Origin of the sequence: Methylobacterium isbiliense (assembly GCF_022179325.1) — a bacterium.
GTDB lineage: Bacteria > Pseudomonadota > Alphaproteobacteria > Rhizobiales > Beijerinckiaceae > Methylobacterium > Methylobacterium isbiliense.
The window spans coordinates 1-16,789 of sequence record NZ_BPQQ01000031.1 but is presented as its reverse complement, the minus strand read 5'-3'; the positions used below and the strand labels follow the sequence as shown (position 1 = coordinate 16,789).

Annotated in this window: 19 protein-coding genes; 8 read left to right on the top strand and 11 right to left on the bottom strand. The window is 70.2% G+C overall.

Annotation, left to right across the window (positions count from 1 at the left end; translation table 11 throughout):
* Nucleotides 1–208: 208 nt before the first annotated feature.
* From MFF61_RS13005 to MFF61_RS12995, 3 genes are read right to left on the bottom strand one after another with little or no spacing between them, the layout of a single operon-like run.
* Nucleotides 209–580 (bottom strand): hypothetical protein, encoded by a 372-nt coding sequence (locus tag MFF61_RS13005; protein WP_147025408.1) that lies wholly within the window; start codon nt 578–580, stop codon nt 209–211.
* Between the two features lie 11 nt (nt 581–591).
* Nucleotides 592–960: a hypothetical protein gene (locus tag MFF61_RS13000; protein ID WP_147025409.1), complete on the bottom strand. Its 369-nt coding sequence runs from the start codon at nt 958–960 to the stop codon at nt 592–594.
* Complete coding sequence (locus tag MFF61_RS12995) at nt 957–1,163, bottom strand: helix-turn-helix domain-containing protein (RefSeq protein WP_147025410.1); 207 nt, start codon at nt 1,161–1,163, stop codon at nt 957–959. The genes MFF61_RS13000 and MFF61_RS12995 overlap by 4 nt, the downstream gene beginning before the upstream one ends.
* A 328-nt stretch (nt 1,164–1,491) precedes the next feature.
* Between MFF61_RS12995 and MFF61_RS12990 the strand changes: the two genes are divergently transcribed.
* The gene (locus MFF61_RS12990) at nt 1,492–2,355 is read left to right on the top strand and encodes a hypothetical protein (protein ID WP_147025411.1); all 864 of its coding nucleotides are present in this window, start codon (nt 1,492–1,494) and stop codon (nt 2,353–2,355) included.
* Nucleotides 2,356–2,389: 34 nt separating this feature from the next.
* On the top strand, nt 2,390–2,941 hold the full coding sequence (locus MFF61_RS12985) for a hypothetical protein (protein ID WP_147025412.1): 552 nt from the start codon (nt 2,390–2,392) through the stop codon (nt 2,939–2,941).
* 52 nt (nt 2,942–2,993) lie between these two features.
* Here MFF61_RS12985 and MFF61_RS12980 read toward each other — a convergent pair whose 3' ends face one another.
* On the bottom strand, nt 2,994–3,311 hold the full coding sequence (locus MFF61_RS12980) for a hypothetical protein (RefSeq protein ID WP_147025413.1): 318 nt from the start codon (nt 3,309–3,311) through the stop codon (nt 2,994–2,996).
* 428 nt (nt 3,312–3,739) lie between these two features.
* Here MFF61_RS12980 and MFF61_RS12975 point away from each other — a divergent pair, with 428 nt between their 5' ends.
* Nucleotides 3,740–4,264 carry a hypothetical protein gene (locus MFF61_RS12975; RefSeq protein ID WP_147025414.1) on the top strand — a complete coding sequence of 175 codons (525 nt, stop codon included), beginning with the start codon at nt 3,740–3,742 and terminating at the stop codon, nt 4,262–4,264.
* 455 nt (nt 4,265–4,719) lie between these two features.
* Here the strand turns inward: MFF61_RS12975 and MFF61_RS12970 are convergent, their stop codons facing one another.
* The gene (locus MFF61_RS12970; RefSeq protein ID WP_147025415.1) at nt 4,720–5,079 is read right to left on the bottom strand and encodes a hypothetical protein; all 360 of its coding nucleotides are present in this window, start codon (nt 5,077–5,079) and stop codon (nt 4,720–4,722) included.
* A 373-nt stretch (nt 5,080–5,452) separates the two neighbouring features.
* On the opposite strand from MFF61_RS12970, the gene MFF61_RS12965 reads away from it, so the two are divergent.
* Nucleotides 5,453–7,501, top strand: a complete 2,049-nt coding sequence (locus MFF61_RS12965) for a hypothetical protein (RefSeq protein WP_147025416.1) — start codon at nt 5,453–5,455, stop codon at nt 7,499–7,501.
* Between the two features lie 942 nt (nt 7,502–8,443).
* Here MFF61_RS12965 and MFF61_RS12960 read toward each other — a convergent pair.
* Nucleotides 8,444–8,881: a hypothetical protein gene (locus MFF61_RS12960; protein ID WP_147025417.1), complete on the bottom strand. Its 438-nt coding sequence runs from the start codon at nt 8,879–8,881 to the stop codon at nt 8,444–8,446.
* A 516-nt stretch (nt 8,882–9,397) separates the two neighbouring features.
* Here MFF61_RS12960 and MFF61_RS12955 point away from each other — a divergent pair.
* Complete coding sequence (locus MFF61_RS12955; protein ID WP_238235544.1) at nt 9,398–9,631, top strand: hypothetical protein; 234 nt, start codon at nt 9,398–9,400, stop codon at nt 9,629–9,631.
* Nucleotides 9,632–9,709: 78 nt separating this feature from the next.
* Nucleotides 9,710–9,862: a hypothetical protein gene (locus MFF61_RS12950; RefSeq protein ID WP_210250374.1), complete on the top strand. Its 153-nt coding sequence runs from the start codon at nt 9,710–9,712 to the stop codon at nt 9,860–9,862.
* 16 nt (nt 9,863–9,878) lie between these two features.
* On the opposite strand, the gene MFF61_RS12945 is transcribed toward MFF61_RS12950, so the two are convergent.
* Complete coding sequence (locus MFF61_RS12945) at nt 9,879–11,012, bottom strand: T6SS phospholipase effector Tle1-like catalytic domain-containing protein (RefSeq protein WP_147025419.1); 1,134 nt, start codon at nt 11,010–11,012, stop codon at nt 9,879–9,881.
* 245 nt (nt 11,013–11,257) lie between these two features.
* Between MFF61_RS12945 and MFF61_RS12940 the strand changes: the two genes are divergently transcribed.
* Nucleotides 11,258–11,689, top strand: a complete 432-nt coding sequence (locus MFF61_RS12940; RefSeq protein WP_147025420.1) for a LexA family protein — start codon at nt 11,258–11,260, stop codon at nt 11,687–11,689.
* Nucleotides 11,686–12,975 carry a Y-family DNA polymerase gene (locus MFF61_RS12935; protein ID WP_147025421.1) on the top strand — a complete coding sequence of 430 codons (1,290 nt, stop codon included), beginning with the start codon at nt 11,686–11,688 and terminating at the stop codon, nt 12,973–12,975. The genes MFF61_RS12940 and MFF61_RS12935 overlap by 4 nt, the downstream gene beginning before the upstream one ends.
* A gap of 216 nt (nt 12,976–13,191) precedes the next feature.
* Here the strand turns inward: MFF61_RS12935 and MFF61_RS12930 are convergent, their stop codons facing one another.
* From MFF61_RS12930 to MFF61_RS12915, 4 genes are all read right to left on the bottom strand, one after another.
* Complete coding sequence (locus MFF61_RS12930; RefSeq protein ID WP_147025422.1) at nt 13,192–13,410, bottom strand: hypothetical protein; 219 nt, start codon at nt 13,408–13,410, stop codon at nt 13,192–13,194.
* A gap of 124 nt (nt 13,411–13,534) precedes the next feature.
* Nucleotides 13,535–15,979, bottom strand: a complete 2,445-nt coding sequence (locus MFF61_RS12925) for a heavy metal translocating P-type ATPase (RefSeq protein WP_147025423.1) — start codon at nt 15,977–15,979, stop codon at nt 13,535–13,537.
* Between the two features lie 67 nt (nt 15,980–16,046).
* Nucleotides 16,047–16,529 carry a DUF305 domain-containing protein gene (locus tag MFF61_RS12920; protein WP_147025424.1) on the bottom strand — a complete coding sequence of 161 codons (483 nt, stop codon included), beginning with the start codon at nt 16,527–16,529 and terminating at the stop codon, nt 16,047–16,049.
* 55 nt (nt 16,530–16,584) lie between these two features.
* Nucleotides 16,585–16,789: four-helix bundle copper-binding protein (locus MFF61_RS12915; protein ID WP_505744349.1), on the bottom strand; the 205-nt coding region annotated here is incomplete at its 5' end.

The window sequence follows — 16,789 nt, the reverse complement described above, 5'->3', positions numbered from 1 at the left end:
TTTCGAGTTCGGCGGCCTGACTTCGATACGAATCGGCCCGCTGCGCGCAGAGCCGGGACAGCCGCGCGTCGATTGAGGCGGCCGCCGCGGCGAGCTTGGCGTGGTGCCGCCACTGCGCCACCAGCGTCCGGCTGCTCGGGCGGCGGAGGTCGCGGAGCGGCGCGCGCTTGACGACGTTGCCGGCATCGAGGCCGCCCGGCAGCCAACCCTAGTAGAGAGTGACCGTGCGGTCCGCGTCGCAGAGGGTCGTGGTCGCGTAGGGGCTCACGATCGCCGCGGCCGCCTCCCGGTGCGGGCTCTGCAGGCGGTCGGCCGCCTCCTCCCTAGCCTGCAGATCGGCGAGGTGACCTCGGCGGAGGCGCCAGCCCAGGCCTCCGCGGGGGCCCGGGGCGTACTCAGTCCACCCGTAGCTCGCGAGGACGTCCATGAAGTTTCGGGACCGCTCGTGCCAGTCCAGCGGCAGGATCCGCCGGGGGCCGTACATCGTGAGGTACAGCTCGCGCGGGCCGAAGCGCTCGCCCCCGCGCTCGGCCACGAGGCGGTCGCGGATGTTGACGTGCCACTCGTCGGGTCGGCTCATCGCGGCCTCCTTCAGAACGGGATGTCGTCGTCGGTCAGGGCGAGCTGCAGCGCGCGCGGGGGCAGCGGCGGGAAAGGCAGTTCCGGCTCGTGCTCCAGGCGCCGCTCGCGCTCGACCTCTCGGGCGTGATCGCGCGCGCAGCCCTCGGGCATCACGGTGCAGTGCCGCGAGACGAAGAACTGGCGGTCTTCGTCGAGGCCGACGTGGATGCGGTAGCGCTCGCCGGCCCGGATCCCGCGGCCGCAGCTGCAGCTGTCGCAGACGTGCGCCTTGCGGGCGACCGCGTCGCGCCAGACGCCGCCGTCGGCGAACGTGGGCTCCGGCGGATCCGGCTCGAAGTCGATGTCGGGCCCGTAGTGATAGCCGGTCAGGTCGATCACGGGCGCGTCTCCCCGGCGGGCACGTAGCTGACGACGCGCTGCAAGCCGAGCGCGTCCAGAACCGCGTCGCCGGGGGCGCGGCGCCCCTTCCGCACGTCTCCGACGTATTGCGCCGACACGCCCGCCGATGCGGCCCACGCCTGCTGCGAGCCGGCCTCCCGGATCGCCTCCTCCAACCGCAGCAGGACGTCCTCGCCCTGCATTTGCCTCACCCCGCCAGACACCACCGCCTCCTGAAAACCAAGCCTCGGATCCGCTCATGCGCTGACCCGCTGATGTGAAGGTCGGCAATTCGCCGGCAGTTGTCCAGAGTGATGGATCGGGTTTTTCAGTGAATCCACTTATTTGTATTTTGCAAGTTACAAGAAACCCGCGGCGGTTGGGAGGTTCGGCAGATTAATTTGGCCTGAAGCGCATATTTCCGAGTACGACCACTTGCGAGATGCTTGCCTGAGTGGGACGCTACGCATGTCAGCGTATTCGCTGACCCGGCCGATAGAGCCGGCCACCCCGGTTTCTGGAGACCCTCTCATGGCCCCGCCGATCGAGTTCGGCACCGTCTGGCGCTGCGTCGGCATCCACCGTCGTTACGGCAACGAGCTCCCGCTCTGGCTCTGCGACGAGCCGACCACCGCGTTCCGCGACGCCTACAAGCGGGCCCGCGGCATGCTCGTCGGCGTCGGCTACAGCTGGACCGATCGCGGGCACGACCAGCCCCGCCTCGTGGCGTGCTGGTGGGACATCGGCGTCACCGTCGACGTCGCCGCCCTGCGCGCGGAGGTCGACCGCGTGGTCGCCGAGGCGGCCTCCGAGCGCGAGGCGAAGGCCCGCCGCGAGGAAGAGCGCCACGTACTCGACGTCGCCCAAACCGAGATCGCGGCTCCCCCGATTCGTTCGGCTCTGCGCACCCTCCTCGCGGAGCGGCCGTGGACCCTTGGGCGCGCGCTCACCGAGGCCCGCGATCTCGCCGCGGCGGAGAGCTGGACGTCGTGGGGGCTCCGCAGCGCCGAGCGCTACCTCGACAACGCCGCGGGCAACATCCGCCGGGCCGAGGAGCGCCTCGGACGGCCGGCCCCGGCGCTGTGGTTCGCCCGGGCCGCGGATCCGGCCGTCCGGGTGGCCGCCCTGGAGGCCTGCCAGCACCTGAGCTCGCTCGACACTGATTGGGCAGCCGATCGCAACTCGATCGGCTGGTCGCAGGCGACGTGCTGGACCGGGCACGTCCTCTCGGAGCGCGAGGCCCTCGACCAGGGCGAAGCCGCGCACGCCCTCGCGCTGCTGCAGGGACACCGGCTGCAACTCGCCGACGAGCTCAACGTCCGCCTGTTCGGCGAGGCCCCGAAGCGGCGCCGGCGGGCCAAACCCGACGCGCCGGCTGGCGCCTTGCTAGTCTGAGGCGGACGATCACCCCGCGAGAGAGGAGGACACGATGCGGTTTCTGGGACGGTTGCTCGCGACGATCCTGCACATGATGCTGGAGATCTTGCTGCTACCGCTGACGCTGCTTGGCTGGCAGCCCAAGCCGACAGCGTCGAGCGTTGCGGCGGCCGCCCTCGACGCCGTCCGCCGCGACGAGCCGGGCGAGCCCCTCGCGCCGGTCGTGCGCAAGCCATGCCCGATGGCGGAGCTCGTGCAACGGCACGCCCGAGCGCGGCTCTTCACGCACGAGCAGCACGCCCCAGTCGATCCGCTCCCGAGCCCCCTCGCGGCATGGGTCGCCGGGCTCGACGCGACGCAGCTCGGCGAAGTTCTCGGCTGCCCCGCGAGCCGGCTGCAGCGCCATATCAACGCCGGCCTTGGCGGGTCTACGGCACTTGGCCCGTTCCGCCTACCGCCGGTCGTCGCGGACGCTGTGCCGGCGGGGATCGCCGGCAAGGGCGCCAAGGGCGGGACCGGGGGGCCGAGCCGCTCGGTCGACGTGGCCGAGCTGCTGGCAGAGCTCGGGACAACGCCCGCATACAGCTACGGCCCGAGCCGCTAGACGCGGGCCACCCCATTTACCCCGAGCCCGCCGGTCACCCCGGCGGGCTTTTTCATGCGCGGTCCCTGACTGCCGCGAGGACGTGCGAGAGGGCGTGCTCCGCTCGATCGGCGCGCTCTCGCTCGGCACCGATCGCCCTCGCGCATGAGGCGAGCTCACGGCGGAGGCGGGCGGTCTCGACCTGCGCCGCGGTGGCCTGCTGGCGCGCGAGGGCGAGTTCGTGGATGAGTTCCGAGACCGCATCGACGCCCCGGCGGCGGTCGGTTTCGACAGCGCGGAAGAGGTCCTGGACCGCGAAATGCCCCATCATCAGGCCTTGAGCCATCCGCCCCGAGACGTCCGCGGTGATGTGGGCGGCGTGGTGCGGCATGGGGACGTCTCCAGTGCGGGGCGATCTCGTGCTCCCAAGGTGGGCCTGGCCGGAGTCCCGGGTCAAGAATCTGGGGAAGCCGTCCACAATCGACGGTAAACGAACCCCTGGCCCCTTGTGCCTTGCCCTGTGCGCCCGAATCGAGCGCACGTCGGGCCGACGTCGGACCAGATGTGCCTGCCGCTCCCGGAGGCCTCCGGGCATGGGGTGTCGGCGCCGTCCCGGGGCGCGCCCCGCACGGGCGCCGAGGGGCCATCGTCCGGACGGCATCCGAATTGGAAACTCGATTCTTAAATCCGCAGCCTCGATTCTGGATCTAGGAGTAACGGGGGGATTAGTCCTCGCCTCGCAAACCACTCCCGAGGGGTCACTGTTTTTGGGGGCCTGGTGTGTTGGCCGTCTCACCGGCTAGGGCGAGCCTCCCGGGCATGGCCAGCACCCGCATCAGGCTCGACGTCTCTGCCCTTCGCCGGGCCGGGATCACGAAGGCGAAGGAACTCCGGTCGGCGCTCGACGAGGCGGTCCTCTACCTGGCGGCCTGCGCCCGGAAGCGCCTGCGCGAGGTCGCCGCCGAGGTCTTCGACCGGCCGACCGCCTTCACCCTCGATGCCTTCCGGTACCGGAAGCTACAGGGCGAGGCGCCGGCCGCGCTCGTCTACGTCCTGCCCACCGCCGCGCGCTACCTTGCCCTGGTGGTATTCGAGGGCGAGCGACGTCCCGGCGATCCGAGGACGGTGTCCCGCGGCATCCTCGTCCCTGGCCGCGATGCCGTCCTCGACCGCTTCGGCAACCTGCCCCGGTCGCAGATCTCCCAGGCCGAGGCGGAGGGGGCCCGGTGGGTCCCGACGCAGGGCAACGCCGAGATCCTGATCCTGCCGGGGCGGGACCACCCCCCGGATCATCGCGGCGGCGGAAGACGTCGCGACCTACGAGCCGAGGCTCCCCTTCTATGACGGCCTCAGACGATAAGGAGGGGGATGGCGCTCTGCACGTCAGCGTAGGGCGCGCCCCGGATCGTCGGCTGCCCGCCGTTCAACTGGCTCCGGAATGCGGTCGCCTGACGCCAGCTAACGCCACCGTCGAACGAGATTTGCACGATCGCGGTGTCGGTGAGCGTGCCGCCCGCCCGGCGCGAAGCCGACGAGCAGCGCCGTGCCGTGCCTCACGGCCCGAGTGATCGCGTGCGGGACGTGCTCACCCCTCAGTTCGCTCGGTCGCACGATGACGCGTGTGTGCGGGTAGCCCACGGGGTTGCACCATCGCCTGCCGGAAGGGGCGCCCGGACGGTGGGGCTTGCCCCAGGCGCCAAGTCGTTCCAGCGAGGGTCAGGCTCTCGGCCCGCCGTGCGACGGACAACACACCACTCATCGCGACGAGGGTGGGTCCGGTCCCCGGGAAGGGCCTGGCGCTAGGCCACGGTGTCACGCGAGATCCGGGCGAAGAGGGCCGGAACGGTCGCGGCGGGCAGGTAGCCCCGGAGCTGCAGGGCGCGAGCGGCCCGGCGTACTAGGCCCTCGACATGGACGGCGTTGGGATGCGTCCGCCCCCGGGCCCCTTGGGAGCCGGTCAGCGGCGCGTCGCGGATCGCGTCGACGATGGCGCGGTCGAGCTCGCGCGGATCCGGCAGGCCAGCGGCCTTGCGATCGGCACGCTCCTTCCGTTTCCGCTCGGCATCCTCGCGCCGGCGCTCATCGGCTGCCATCTGCTCGATGATCGCGCGATGGCCAGGGGTGCGCTTGCGCGCGGGGGAGAGAGCGGCCTCGGACATGCCCGAATGATGCTCGCCCGGGACGCAAGGATCTAGGTCGCCCGCCGTGCAGATCCCCACCACCGGACCAGCTCCATGGCGTGAAGATTTGCACCACCTTACCGCCTCGGCTTCACCCCAGTTTCCCTCTAGGCTCCAGCCTGGGGCGGATGCGGTCTCGCGATACAATACTAATTGGGCTGACCATTCTCACCCGTCCCAGCCGGCCTCCCCGCCCTCTCTACCGCCCGCCGGGTTCTATATTTTAGTATTAGGGGACCGCCGGAGCCTCTGTCCCGAGCCCGTTCGTAGCCGCCTCCGCAGAGGGGAATGGGCTTGTTCCTGCCACGCCGAGTAGTACCTTCCGGTGGTGCAAATCTGCAAGCGTGAGCTCATGCCCGCCTCGCCCGAGCCCTCCGTCCCGTCCGCCCGCTCCCGGCGAGCGCCCTTCGTCCCGGGCGTGCGCGGCGACATGGAGGCGGCGGTCGCCTCGCCGGAGGCCTTCGCCAAGGTCGCTCCGTCCGTGCCGCGCCCGGTCGCCTACCTCCTCGACCGCCGGCTCTGCGCGATCCCCCGGCTCGGCGCGCGGGACGTGGCGCTCTGGGAGTGGGTCGTCTCCTACGCGATCGCGCAGCATCCCGACGGCCTGCCGGAGCGGATCCACGAGCCGGCGATCCCCGTTCGCCCCGCCCTCGTTGCGATGAGCGGGCGCACTCGGCTCGTGCAGCCGCGCGAGCTCGCGGACAGCCTCGTGCGTCTCCTCGGGGGCGAGCGCCAGGAGCTGAGCATCGACGGTGCGTTCCGCGCGTCACTCCCGGAATGGATCACGCCGCTCCTCCGCCGGGACCTCTACGGCTACCTCGACCTGGCCGCGCTCGCGCGCTTCTCCACCAAAGGCGCGCCGCTGCTCTACCGCCACCTCGTTGGGCGCCTCGCCGCCGACCGTGTCCGCTACCTGCCGGACGCGCCTTCTCATGTCGTCACGGTGCCCGTAGCAGAGCTCGGCGAGATCCTCGGCATGCCGGCCCCGCACCGTATGGGGCCGCTCCGGATCCGCTATCTGCAGCCTGCGCTCGACGACATCGCCGACCACGTGACGGCCTTCACGGTCGAGGCCGAGGAGGCCAAGGACGAGCGGGGCCGCAACCTCGCCGTAGCGTTCTCCGTTCGCCTGCGCCCACCGGAAATGCGGACGTCAGCCGCACGGCTACTACCCGCGGAGGACCTCTCGTTCCTGCAGGCGCACCCGGACGCGCCGGCCTTCCAGCTCCGGGCGTCAACCCTGGTGAAGCTCGGAAGCGCGCTCCCCTCTCGCCGGGTGACCCAGCCGAAGGCGGGATCGCGCCGTCGGCCCGTGGCTGCCCTGGGATCGGAGATGCATGCCTGGCGGCGGATCTGGCTCGCCGCCCTGGACGAGGCGCTCACCGGCTCCGCGCTCACGCCGGGCCATGAGACGTCGCCGTACCGGGGGCAGCGCCTGCTCGAAGCGATCACGAGGGACGGCGCCGACCAGGCGTTCTGGGCCTTCGTCATGGCCGAGGTGGAGAGCCCCGACCTGCAGGCGCGCCTCGACACCGGGGCCGGCATCGAGCCCATCCGCATTCTCGCGGCAGCCGAGCGGGCCCGGATCCTGCGCTTCCGGAACGCGCGCGCCGACCGCCGCCGCGCGTTGAGGCATGCGCGGGCCGAGGGCACGCTCCCGCCCTCGACCCCGAAATCGAAAATGACCGATTTGCAGCCGATGACCGCTCCCGTCCCCGTCGCCCCCCCTGTAGCCTCAGCGCCCGAGCCCGCCGTGCCTGAGACCGATGCCGCCCTTGTGGCGCTGCTCTCGACCGAAGAGGCGCGAGCCGAGGCCAAGAAGCTGTGGTGGTATTGGCAGCCCGCATCCGAGTTCCCGCGCCTGCACGCGGCCGCGACGGCCAAGCTGCTGCTCGACGAGGATCTCGACGGGCAGTTCCCGATCTTCGCCAGGGCGGACGAGGCCATGGGGGGCGAGTACCGGGCGAACCTCGCGAAGCTTGTCTCGACCTTCGACCTGCCCCGGCAGCTGCACGAGGATCGCGTCGCGACGCGAGTGCCCGACTTCATCGACGCGGACCTTGCTGAGACGCTCGTCACCTTCCTCGGCCGCACGTTGACGGTGCCGGTGCAGAACGGTGTCACCGCCGACCCGAAGAGCACGCTCCTTCGCGACCGAGCCTTCGTCCGAGAGCGGGTGGTGAAGGCCCGGGCCGAGTGGCAGGAGCGGGCCGCGCGCCGGGGCGATGCGTACGTGCGCGGAAAGCCGCGGACGTTCGAGCAGGTCCAGCGCGAGATCTACGGCGGCGCGCCGTTGTTCGTGGCGACGGTCAAGGATCGCGACGGGTTCAACCGCGCGGCCCCGCCACCGCCGGCCCCTCCACCCCAGCCCGAGGCCAAGCCCCCGGCGAAGGCCGAGTAGGAGCGCCCTTCGGAACCTTGGCCGTGTTGCCGCGTTTGGTCCCTTGGGCCTAGACTGGTCTAGACACTATCACAATCGGTGCACCCTCTCTAAGGCGCGGCGCGCAATAGGCGATTCGGTCCTTCGCGCCGGGGGGCTGCCACATGTTCAGTGTCTCCTCGTTCACCGAGGACATCCCCTCTACGGCTCGGACAATCCAGGCGTCATCATCTTGAAGCGCGCGGTCCAAACCCACTGCGTCCTCAGCTAGCACGCCGACAAGCTCACCGTCGTCGAAATGTGCCGGGTCCGGATCTGCCGGATGGACACCCTCGCCGAGAACATCCACCGGTCCCAGGCGGCCTGGCGCAAGGGCGAGCACTGGCCGCCTCCTCGGCGGCCACTACGATTGCGCACTTCCCCTGTAGCGAGCCTACCAGATCGCCGAGGCGAGCGCCCTGAGGAAGGTCGCCTTCGGGGTCGAGACTCCACACCTTCCCAACATAGCCGCTCCCTCGCCAGCCTCGGCCGCCCAGGTCCCCTAACCCCCGGTGTGTTGTCCGTCGCACGGTTGGGCTGTCTGCTAGCCGGACGCCACCACTCGGCGCCGGCGACGCCTCAAGTCTCCCGTCGAGCGAGGATGTGCCTACCAGAGACCGTGGGTGGCGGCAGCCTCACGCGAGCTGCAGACGCCCCAGCCTACAAAACCGCCCGCGGCCGGCGCCTGGCTCGCCAAGGAGCCTAGCCCCCGCATCCTCCTGGATGCCCGCGGCCTCTACGGTAGCCGCCAGGTCGCGGCACGGCAAGTAACCCCGCCATCCTCCAGTGTACCCGTGAGGTCGGGGTCGACTTCGACTACACGGGGCCAGGTCACCACGGTTGTGGCGCACAGGCAGGTCGCTCGGGGCTGAGGCCGCCCCCGCCTCGAGGGAACTGGGGTGACAACACGTTGAGCTCGTCACCTTAGGTAAGAAGCTCAACCTCAATGTTGTCGTGGCACCAAATCTTTCCAAAAGGAGTATCAACCTCAATGTGAAAAAGATCAACCTGACCAGACCTGTGGAAGTACATCAGATTTTTGTCTTTGAGACAACCATCAACTTCGCAAATGATGTAATCGCGTTTGTCGTATCCATCTTTTGATGACCACGACTTGATGCCGATATACTTTAGAACCCGGCCTTGGTAGTCATCTTCATTTCCAATGAGGTCGCTTGGAGAGAGACGAACCTGCTCCTTCTTCGTCGGCGCGAGTGCCGACTTGGCCTGAGCCCAGGCGCGGCGCATCGCTCCAGCAATGTGAGCCCGTGCGCGTTCACCAGCAATCGAGGCAGCCTCTCTGGCCAAGTTCCAGGCCTGGCGCATGATCGCGCCGAGATCGTATCGAGTGCTCTTTGACATTCTGACGCATCCATCGAATACATAGATTTCATGCACGATGTTGTTGCCAGATTATCGAGATGTCCAGCTAACAGGGTTGTAATTGTTCGGCGCTATATCGCGTGCGGCTCAGAGAGTTGCCACGCGGCAGGGGGCGACATCTCTGTGGCCCTAGCGCGGGTCAGAAGCGGTCTTACGCGCCCGAAGTTGGACGCCTTGGCAGAAAGTGCCAAACCGCCGCCTGATCGCCGAGCGAGGCGCTATCGCGGCTGCAGACCGCTGTTCTTATCCACAGCCAAAGTACGGTTTTCCGTGGCGCCCCCGCTATCGATGTCCCGGCCGAGCCGGGAGTGGCCATTCCGCCGTTATGATGCAGCGCAGCAAGAACGGTGGTGCCTAGTCTCCGAGGAAAGGCCAGGCCGTCGGGCGGCTATCAACAAGGTCCGCTCGGCGACACGGATGAGGGCGCCGCCCTGACCGCGGAGGCCCTGAACGCCGCGATCGAGTTTCTCGACGAGTTGCTCGCGAAGCGCGGTGATGAAGATCCTGCTCCCTAGACCGGTCGTCGCCCTCTGGAAGGGCGAACTGCGGCGCGCCGGACGCCGGGAGATTGGCGGGGTCCTGATGGGCGAGGCTGTCGCCCCGGACACGTTCCGTGGCGTCGAGGCCAGCGTGCAGCGCGCCGGCGGGACCGCGACCAGCTTCGTACGCGACCTCGGGCATCATGGCGACGCGATCGGCGCGCCCTATCGAAGGACGGGCCACGACTAAACGCGGTTCAACTACCTCGGCGAATAGCACTCGCACCCGTCGTTTCCGACGGCGCCCAGCCGCGATGACCTCACCACCATGCATGAGCTTCTCGCGCAGGGCCGGATCAGCGCGACCTTCGCATGCCTGTTGATCGTGCGGCTCCGGCTCTTCCGCCGCCTCGACGTGGGAGCCTACGTCTTCACGCCCGAGGGCGGGATGCAGAGCGTGACGGTCGTGCGCGAGCGGTAGCGGCCGGCGTCGCCGACTACACCGGGGTCGCATCCTCGGCCTTGAGCGCGCCCGTCACGCGGGCCGGGTCGACGCGCAGCCTCTCGATCCAGTCCGCGAGGTTGGGCGGCCGGTACCCGGGATTGTCACGCCAGCGCGCGAAGACGCTGCCGTCGATGGTCTCGTTGATCCGCCAGGTCGTGCGCTCGGAGCCGACCGCGGGCGGCGCCCCTACCGGCCGGTGGAAGCGCGGCGTGAACAGGCGCAGGAGCCTCGGGCCGAAGGCGGCGTAGGAATCCGCGATCTCCGCGTTCGGGGCGGGCGCGTCCAGGGAGAAGCCCGGCCGAAAGGCGAGGCCGTGCTGGGCCGCCTTGTCCAGGATCCACTTCAAGGGGGCCTGGGCGAGGATGTCACTCGGGTAGCCGCCGCCGACGTTGGCGTGGGCCCCGACGAACCAGCGCTGCTCGATCGCATCGAGGCTCCGGCGCGGGCAGGTCGCGACCTTGTCGTTGTCGGCGGTCTGCGTCCAGAAGGTCGGCTCGAAGGCCCGACGCTGCTCGTCGAGGGCGAGCGCGTGGAAGGCGTAGGTGTTTGAGCGGTAGAGGTGGGTGTCGAGGAAGCGGTACTTCGCGACCCGGGTGCGCAGGCTCGACAGCGGGTTGCCGACCGATCCGACCGTGTCCCATATCCCCATGAACTTGACGTCGGCGGGCACGCAGTGGGCGACGAGCCAGCGCTCCTCGATGCCGGCGAGCCGCGCCGGGTCGGTGACGAGCAGCGTGCGGATCGTGGGCTCGGTGCGGCGGCGGTAGCGGGCGTAGAGCTGCTCGATCGAGAGCGGGGCGCCCGGCCGGAGCACGCCGCACTTCGAGATCAGGCCGGACAGGCTGCGCGCCGCGTAGGCGCCACGGCTGAAGCCGAAGATGAAGATCTCGTCTCCCTCCTCGTAGGCCTGGACGAGCCAGGTGTAGGCGTCGACGATCTCGTTATCGAGGCCGTAGCCTACGATCCCGCCGCGCACCTTCTCACCGATGCGGGTGCCGACGCCCTGGCTGTAGTAGACGAGCTGCCCGGGGGCCGTCGGGTCGCACAGCGACTTCAGGCGCCAGACGTTCGTGTTGTTGTTGAGCGTGTTCCAGGTGCCGTCGAGGAAGATGGCGAGACGCTTCATGGCGGATACCCCCCGGTATCGCGGGACGGCGACGTGAGGCGGTCCGGACCGGCCCAGGCGCAGCTCAACGCTCACGGACCGGCGACGTTCCTGATGCGTTCCTGGGCGGGCCCGGCGACGAGCGCCAGCGCCCTATCCCCGTTATCCACAGCCCTCCACCGCGCATGCCGGAGGCCAAGCTCGGCCGCTTGGCGGAACCCGGCCGCCATGTTCCACTTTTGTTCCGTTGGATTCGGAGCACGCGCATGCAGGTCTCGGGCGTCACGATCGGGTTGCCGACACCGATCCCCATCCTGGCGAAACCCGTGCGTGCCGGCTTCCCGAGCCCGGCCGACGACTTCATCGAGGAGGAGATCGACCTGCAGCGGCTGCTCGTCGCCAACCGGCCGGCCACCTTCCTGGTGCGGGTCGCCGGCGACAGCATGATGCTCGCCCGCCTCTTCGACGGCGACCTCGCGGTGGTCGACCGCTCCCTGACCCCGCGCAACGGCGACGTCGTGGTCGTCGACATCGACGGCGAGCGCTCCTTCAAGGTCTGGCGCCGCCAGGGGCCCCGGGTCACGCTCTCCTTCGCCAACCCGCGCTTCCCCGAGTTCCGGCTCTCCCCGGACGCCGTGGTCGAGGTCTGGGGCGTGGTCTCGGGCTCGGTCAACCCGAGGCGCCGGAGCGGCGAATGAGCGCCCGGGCCTACGCGCTCTCGGACGGGAACAGCTTCTACTGCTCGTGCGAGCGCGTCTTCGACGCGAGGCTCGCGCGGGTGCCGGTCATCGTGCTCTCGAACAACGACGGCTGCGCCGTCGCCCGCACCAGCGAGGCCAAGGCGCTCGGCATCCGCATGGGCGAGCCGTACTTCAAGATCCGCGCGCTGTGCCGGGCGCAAGGCGTGCGGGTCTACTCGTCGAACTACGCGCTCTACGGCGACATGTCGGCCCGGGTGAACGCGGTCTACCGGGGGTTCTCCCCGCGCATCGAGGTCTACTCGATCGACGAGAGCTTTTTGGACCTCTCGGACGTGCGCGAGCGCGACCGTGTGCCGCTCGCGCGCGACATGCGCGAGACGGTGCGGGCCTGGACGGGGATCCCGACCTGCGTCGGGATCGGGGCGACGAAGACGCTGGCCAAGCTCGCCAACCACGTCGCCAAGACGGTGCCCGAGCTCGGCGGGGTCTGCGACCTGACCGACCCGGTGCAGTACGACCACTGGATGGCCCGCATCGCGCCCGACGAGATCTGGGGCGTCGGCCCGGCCAACGCGCGCAAGCTGGAGGCGCTCGGCTGCGTCAGCGCGGCGGACGTGCGCGATCTCGACACCCGGGCGGTGCGCAAGGCGATGACGGTGGTGGGCGAGCGCCTAGTGCAGGAGCTGCGCGGGGTGCCCTGCCTCAACCTGGAGGAGCTCGCCCCGACCCGGAAGGGCTGCGCCGTCACCCGCAGCTTCTCCGACCGGGTCGAGGACCGCGCCACCATGGAGCAGGCGGTCGCCGCGCACGCGACCCGGCTCGGGGAGAAGCTGCGGCGCGAGGGGCTCGGGACCGACCACGTCACGGTCTTCTTCCACACCTCCGAGCACGACCGCGACCGGCCGCAGCGCTCGGTCTCGACGGTGGTGACCCTGCCCGAGGCCACGAACGACACCCTGGTGCTGCTGAAGGCGGCGACGCACGGCGTGCGCAAGGTCTGGCGCGACGGCTACCGCTACGCGAAGGCGGGCGTGGTCACGACCGACCTGGTGCCGCTGGCGGCCTCGCAGCGGGCCCTGCCCGGCTTCGGCCAGCTCGACCGGGAGCACGGGGTCGCGTTGATGGCGGCGCTCGACGCCTGCAATCGCCGGTTCGGGCGCGGCGCCGTGGTGCCGGCGACGGCCGGGCTCGCCGAGAAGCGCGACTGGTCGACGAAGTTCGAAATGCGCTCCCCCCGCTACACCACCCGGCTCGACGAGTTGCCGGTCGTCGCGGCGGCCTAGCCGGGCGAGCCCGGCCCCTCCCTTTAATGTGATACAACGTCAGGAGGTTGTGCTACATTAGACGGCGCTCATCCCTCGCGCCTTCGGAGGCTTTCCTCTCCGTGGGCAAAGACCGGCCCTGTTGGTCGCCAGCGCGCGGGGCCCTGCGGCGCGCTCCCCCCGATGCAGTGCGGCCAGATCGACCGGGCGAGGCCCGCAACGCGCCCGCGGTTCCCGCTAGCCGCGCTTGGTCATGTTCATGGGCATGCCCTCGCAGCAGCACCCGCCCTTCTTCCCCTTTATGGCGCCGTGGTTCATGGCCATCCCGGTCTTCATGCCGGGCTTGCCGCACATCATGGCGCCCTTGTCCTTGCCGCCGCCGCAGCAGGACATCGCCATTACCGGGGACGGCGCCATCAGCAGCAGGGCGGCCGAGGCCAGGACGATCCGCTTCATGGTCTTTCCTCCGTTTCCCGCGGGCCCATCATAGCGGTGCTCCCCTCAGCTGCTCCGTAGGGCTTCCCGCGATGGGAAGGTCAAGGCGTAGCGCAAGCCGCCCGAGCTTCCCGCACCGTCTCCGTCAACCAAGCCGCGCCGTCCGCAGGCGCAGGGCGTTGCCGATCACGCTGACCGAGGAGAGCGCCATGGCGGCGGCTGCGATGACCGGTGAGAGCAGGATGCCGAGGAACGGGTAGAGCACCCCCGCCGCGACCGGCACGCCAGCCGCGTTGTAGATGAAGGCGAAGAACAGGTTCTGGCGGATGTTGCCCATCACCGCCCGCGATAGGCGGCGCGCCCGCACGATGCCGAGGAGGTCGCCCTTGAGCAGCGTCAGGCCCGCGCTCTCGATGGCCACGTCCGTGCCGGTGCCCATCGCGATACCGACGTCCGCCGCCGCGAGCGCGGGGGCGTCGTTGACGCCGTCGCCCGCCATGGCGACCACCTGACCCGCCGCCTTGTGGCGCTCGACCACGGCGGCCTTCTGGTCGGGCAGCACCTCCGCCTCGACCTCCTCGATGCCGAGCCGGCGCGCCACCGCTTCTGCCGTGGTGCGGTTGTCGCCGGTCAGCATCACCACCCGGATCCCCTCGGCCCGGAGCGCGGCGAGCGCCTCGGGCGTCGTCGCCTTGACCGGATCGGCGATCGCGATGACGCCCGCAACCTGCCCGTCGACCCCGGCGAAGATCGCGGTGGCCCCGTCGCGCCTCAGATCATCGGCCTCGGCAGCCTGGGCCACCACGTCCACCCCCTGCTCGCGCAGGAAGGCGGCATTGCCGAGCGCCACCCGGCGGCCCTCGACCGTGCCGAGCGCGCCCTTGCCAGTCGGGCTGTCGAAGTCGGCCACGGGGGCCAGGCCGATGCCGCGATCCTCGGCCGCCTTCACGATCGCCACGGCCAGCGGGTGCTCGCTCGCGCGCTCCACGCTCGCCGAGAGGCGCAGCACGGTGGCCTCGTCGAAGCCGCCCGCCGGCACCACCCGCGTCACGGCCGGCTTGCCCTCGGTCAGCGTACCGGTCTTGTCGACCACCAGCGTCGTGACCTTCTCCATGCGCTCCAGGGCTTCGGCGTTCTTGACCAGCACGCCGGCCTGGGCGCCGCGGCCGACGCCGACCATGATCGACATCGGCGTGGCGAGCCCGAGCGCGCAGGGGCAGGCGATGATGAGCACCGCGACCGCCGCCAGCAGTGCGAAGGTGAAGCGCGGTTCCGGCCCGAAGGCCATCCAGGCGACGAAGGCGAGCGCCGCCACTCCGATGACCGCCGGCACGAACCAGCCGGCGACTTGGTCGGCGAGGCGTTGGATGGGGGCGCGCGACCGCTGGGCTTCGGCCACCATCTGGACGATGCGGGCCAGCATGGTGTCGCGCCCGACCTTGGTCGCCTCGACGACGAGCGAGCCGGACTGGTTGAGGCTGCCGCCGATGACAGAGGCGCCGGCCTCTTTGGTGACGGGCATCGATTCTCCCGTCACAAGGCTCTCGTCGACGGAGCTGCGACCCTCCACGACAGCGCCGTCGACCGGCACCTTCTCGCCGGGCCGCACGCGCAGGCGGTCGCCAACGCCGATGGTGTCGAGCTGCACCTCCTCGTCGGTGCCATCCGCCCGGATGCGCCGGGCCGTCTTCGGCGCGAGGTCGAGCAGCGCGCGGAGGGCCCCGCCCGTGCTCTCGCGGGCCCGCAGCTCCAAGACCTGCCCGAGCAGCACCAGCACCGTGATGACGGCGGCCGCCTCGAAATAGGCCGGCACCGCCCCGCCATGCCCACGCAGCGCCTCCGGGAAAAGCCCGGGCGCCACGGTCGCGACCACGCTGTAGAGCCAGGCGACCCCCGTCCCGAGGGCGATCAGGGTGAACATGTTGAGGTTGCGGCTGCGGACGGATGCCCAACCGCGAACGAAGAACGGCCAGCCGGCCCAGAGCACGACCGGGGTCGCCAGCGCGAACTGGATCCAGTTGGACGTCTGCTGCCCGAGGCGCTCCGTCAGGCCGAACAGGTGGCCGCCCATCTCCAGGACGAAAACCGGCAGGGTCAGGACGAGCCCGACCCAGAACCGCCGGGTCATGTCGACGAGCTCCTCGCTCGGGCCTTCGTCGGCGCCGACCATCGCCGGCTCCAGGGCCATGCCGCAGATCGGGCATGCCCCGGGGCCGACCTGCCGAACTTCCGGATGCATCGGGCAGGTGTAGATCGTGCCCTCGGGTACCGGGTCGGCCTTCGTCGCGGCTTGGCCGGGGTCGACATAGCGGACCGGGTCGGCCTCGAACTTGGTCCGGCAGCCGTTCGAGCAGAAGTAGTAGGGGTGGCCGCCGTGCTCAGCCCGGTGCTTCGTGGCGTGCGGGTCGACCATCATCCCACAGACCGGGTCCTTTACACGGTTGGCACCCGCGTCGTTCGCCGCGATGCCGGCCTGGTCGCCGTGCGCATGGCCGTGGGCGTGCCCGTGCCCGTGACCGGCATGGCCGTGGCCGCCCGCGCAGGCATGGCCTCCCGGGGCGGGGTGATGTCCCTGTGGCGCGTCGCTCATGACCGCTCCTTCCGCATGGCCGAGGAGGCACCGCCGGCCCACGAGCGACCCGACGGCAGCCGGCGCCTTACTGGCGGCCTTCCTTCTGGGCGTTCTTGTCGAGCCAGGACTTGAGCTCGGCGATGCTCTTCTCCTGCTCCTGGATGGTCTTCTCGGCGATCTTCTTCGCCTCGGGATTGTCGCCGTTTCTCAGGCCGACCTGGGCCATCGCGATGGCGCCCTGGTGGTGCGGGATCATCGCGCAGATCCAGGCGACGTCGGCGTCCTTGGCCATCATGCCCTGCATCATGGGGCCGTTCATCGACATCATGGCCTGCTGCAGGCCCTTCTGGGCCTCGGTCATCTGGCCGCCCATGCCCTGCATGGCCTGGGACATGTGACCCTGCATGTCCTTCATCGAATCCTCCTTGGCAGCCGACGCCGCCTTGCAGGCCGCGGGCAGCTCGAACGAGGGCCCCTGCATGGAGCCGTGGTCGTGGTCGGCGGCGAAGGCCGCCCCGGTGCCGGCGAGCGCCAAAGTCGCGGCGAGGGTCAGGGTGCGAACGAACAAGATTGCCTCCTCAGGTCGGTTGGCGGGGGCGGCCGGTCGAGCCGCCGCGTCGGGTTCAGGCGGCCATCTTCCGGCAGCTCTCGGCGCAGGCCCGGCACTGCGCGACGCAGTCCTGCATGTCGCCGACCTGCTCGCAGCTCCTGGCGCAGGCCTCGCAGATCTCGGCGCAGGCCCGGCAGGTGTGCTTGTGCTCCGGCAGGCCGATCAGCATGAAGTGCGCCGAGGTCCGGCAGATCTCCGCGCAGGCCAGCATCAGCCGG

Excerpts from the sequence above, each read along its gene's own strand:
- MFF61_RS13005 (WP_147025408.1), bottom strand. The coding sequence starts at position 580 with ATGAGCCGACCCGACGAGTGGCACGTCAACATCCGCGACCGCCTCGTG.
- MFF61_RS12995 (WP_147025410.1), bottom strand. The coding sequence starts at position 1,163 with ATGCAGGGCGAGGACGTCCTGCTGCGGTTGGAGGAGGCGATCCGGGAG.
- MFF61_RS12990 (WP_147025411.1), top strand. The coding sequence starts at position 1,492 with ATGGCCCCGCCGATCGAGTTCGGCACCGTCTGGCGCTGCGTCGGCATC.
- MFF61_RS12985 (WP_147025412.1), top strand. The coding sequence starts at position 2,390 with ATGCGGTTTCTGGGACGGTTGCTCGCGACGATCCTGCACATGATGCTG.
- MFF61_RS12980 (WP_147025413.1), bottom strand. The coding sequence starts at position 3,311 with ATGCCGCACCACGCCGCCCACATCACCGCGGACGTCTCGGGGCGGATG.
- MFF61_RS12975 (WP_147025414.1), top strand. The coding sequence starts at position 3,740 with ATGGCCAGCACCCGCATCAGGCTCGACGTCTCTGCCCTTCGCCGGGCC.
- MFF61_RS12970 (WP_147025415.1), bottom strand. The coding sequence starts at position 5,079 with ATGTCCGAGGCCGCTCTCTCCCCCGCGCGCAAGCGCACCCCTGGCCAT.
- MFF61_RS12965 (WP_147025416.1), top strand. The coding sequence starts at position 5,453 with ATGCCCGCCTCGCCCGAGCCCTCCGTCCCGTCCGCCCGCTCCCGGCGA.
- MFF61_RS12960 (WP_147025417.1), bottom strand. The coding sequence starts at position 8,881 with ATGTCAAAGAGCACTCGATACGATCTCGGCGCGATCATGCGCCAGGCC.
- MFF61_RS12955 (WP_238235544.1), top strand. The coding sequence starts at position 9,398 with ATGAAGATCCTGCTCCCTAGACCGGTCGTCGCCCTCTGGAAGGGCGAA.
- MFF61_RS12950 (WP_210250374.1), top strand. The coding sequence starts at position 9,710 with ATGCATGAGCTTCTCGCGCAGGGCCGGATCAGCGCGACCTTCGCATGC.
- MFF61_RS12945 (WP_147025419.1), bottom strand. The coding sequence starts at position 11,012 with ATGAAGCGTCTCGCCATCTTCCTCGACGGCACCTGGAACACGCTCAAC.
- MFF61_RS12940 (WP_147025420.1), top strand. The coding sequence starts at position 11,258 with ATGCAGGTCTCGGGCGTCACGATCGGGTTGCCGACACCGATCCCCATC.
- MFF61_RS12935 (WP_147025421.1), top strand. The coding sequence starts at position 11,686 with ATGAGCGCCCGGGCCTACGCGCTCTCGGACGGGAACAGCTTCTACTGC.
- MFF61_RS12930 (WP_147025422.1), bottom strand. The coding sequence starts at position 13,410 with ATGAAGCGGATCGTCCTGGCCTCGGCCGCCCTGCTGCTGATGGCGCCG.
- MFF61_RS12925 (WP_147025423.1), bottom strand. The coding sequence starts at position 15,979 with ATGAGCGACGCGCCACAGGGACATCACCCCGCCCCGGGAGGCCATGCC.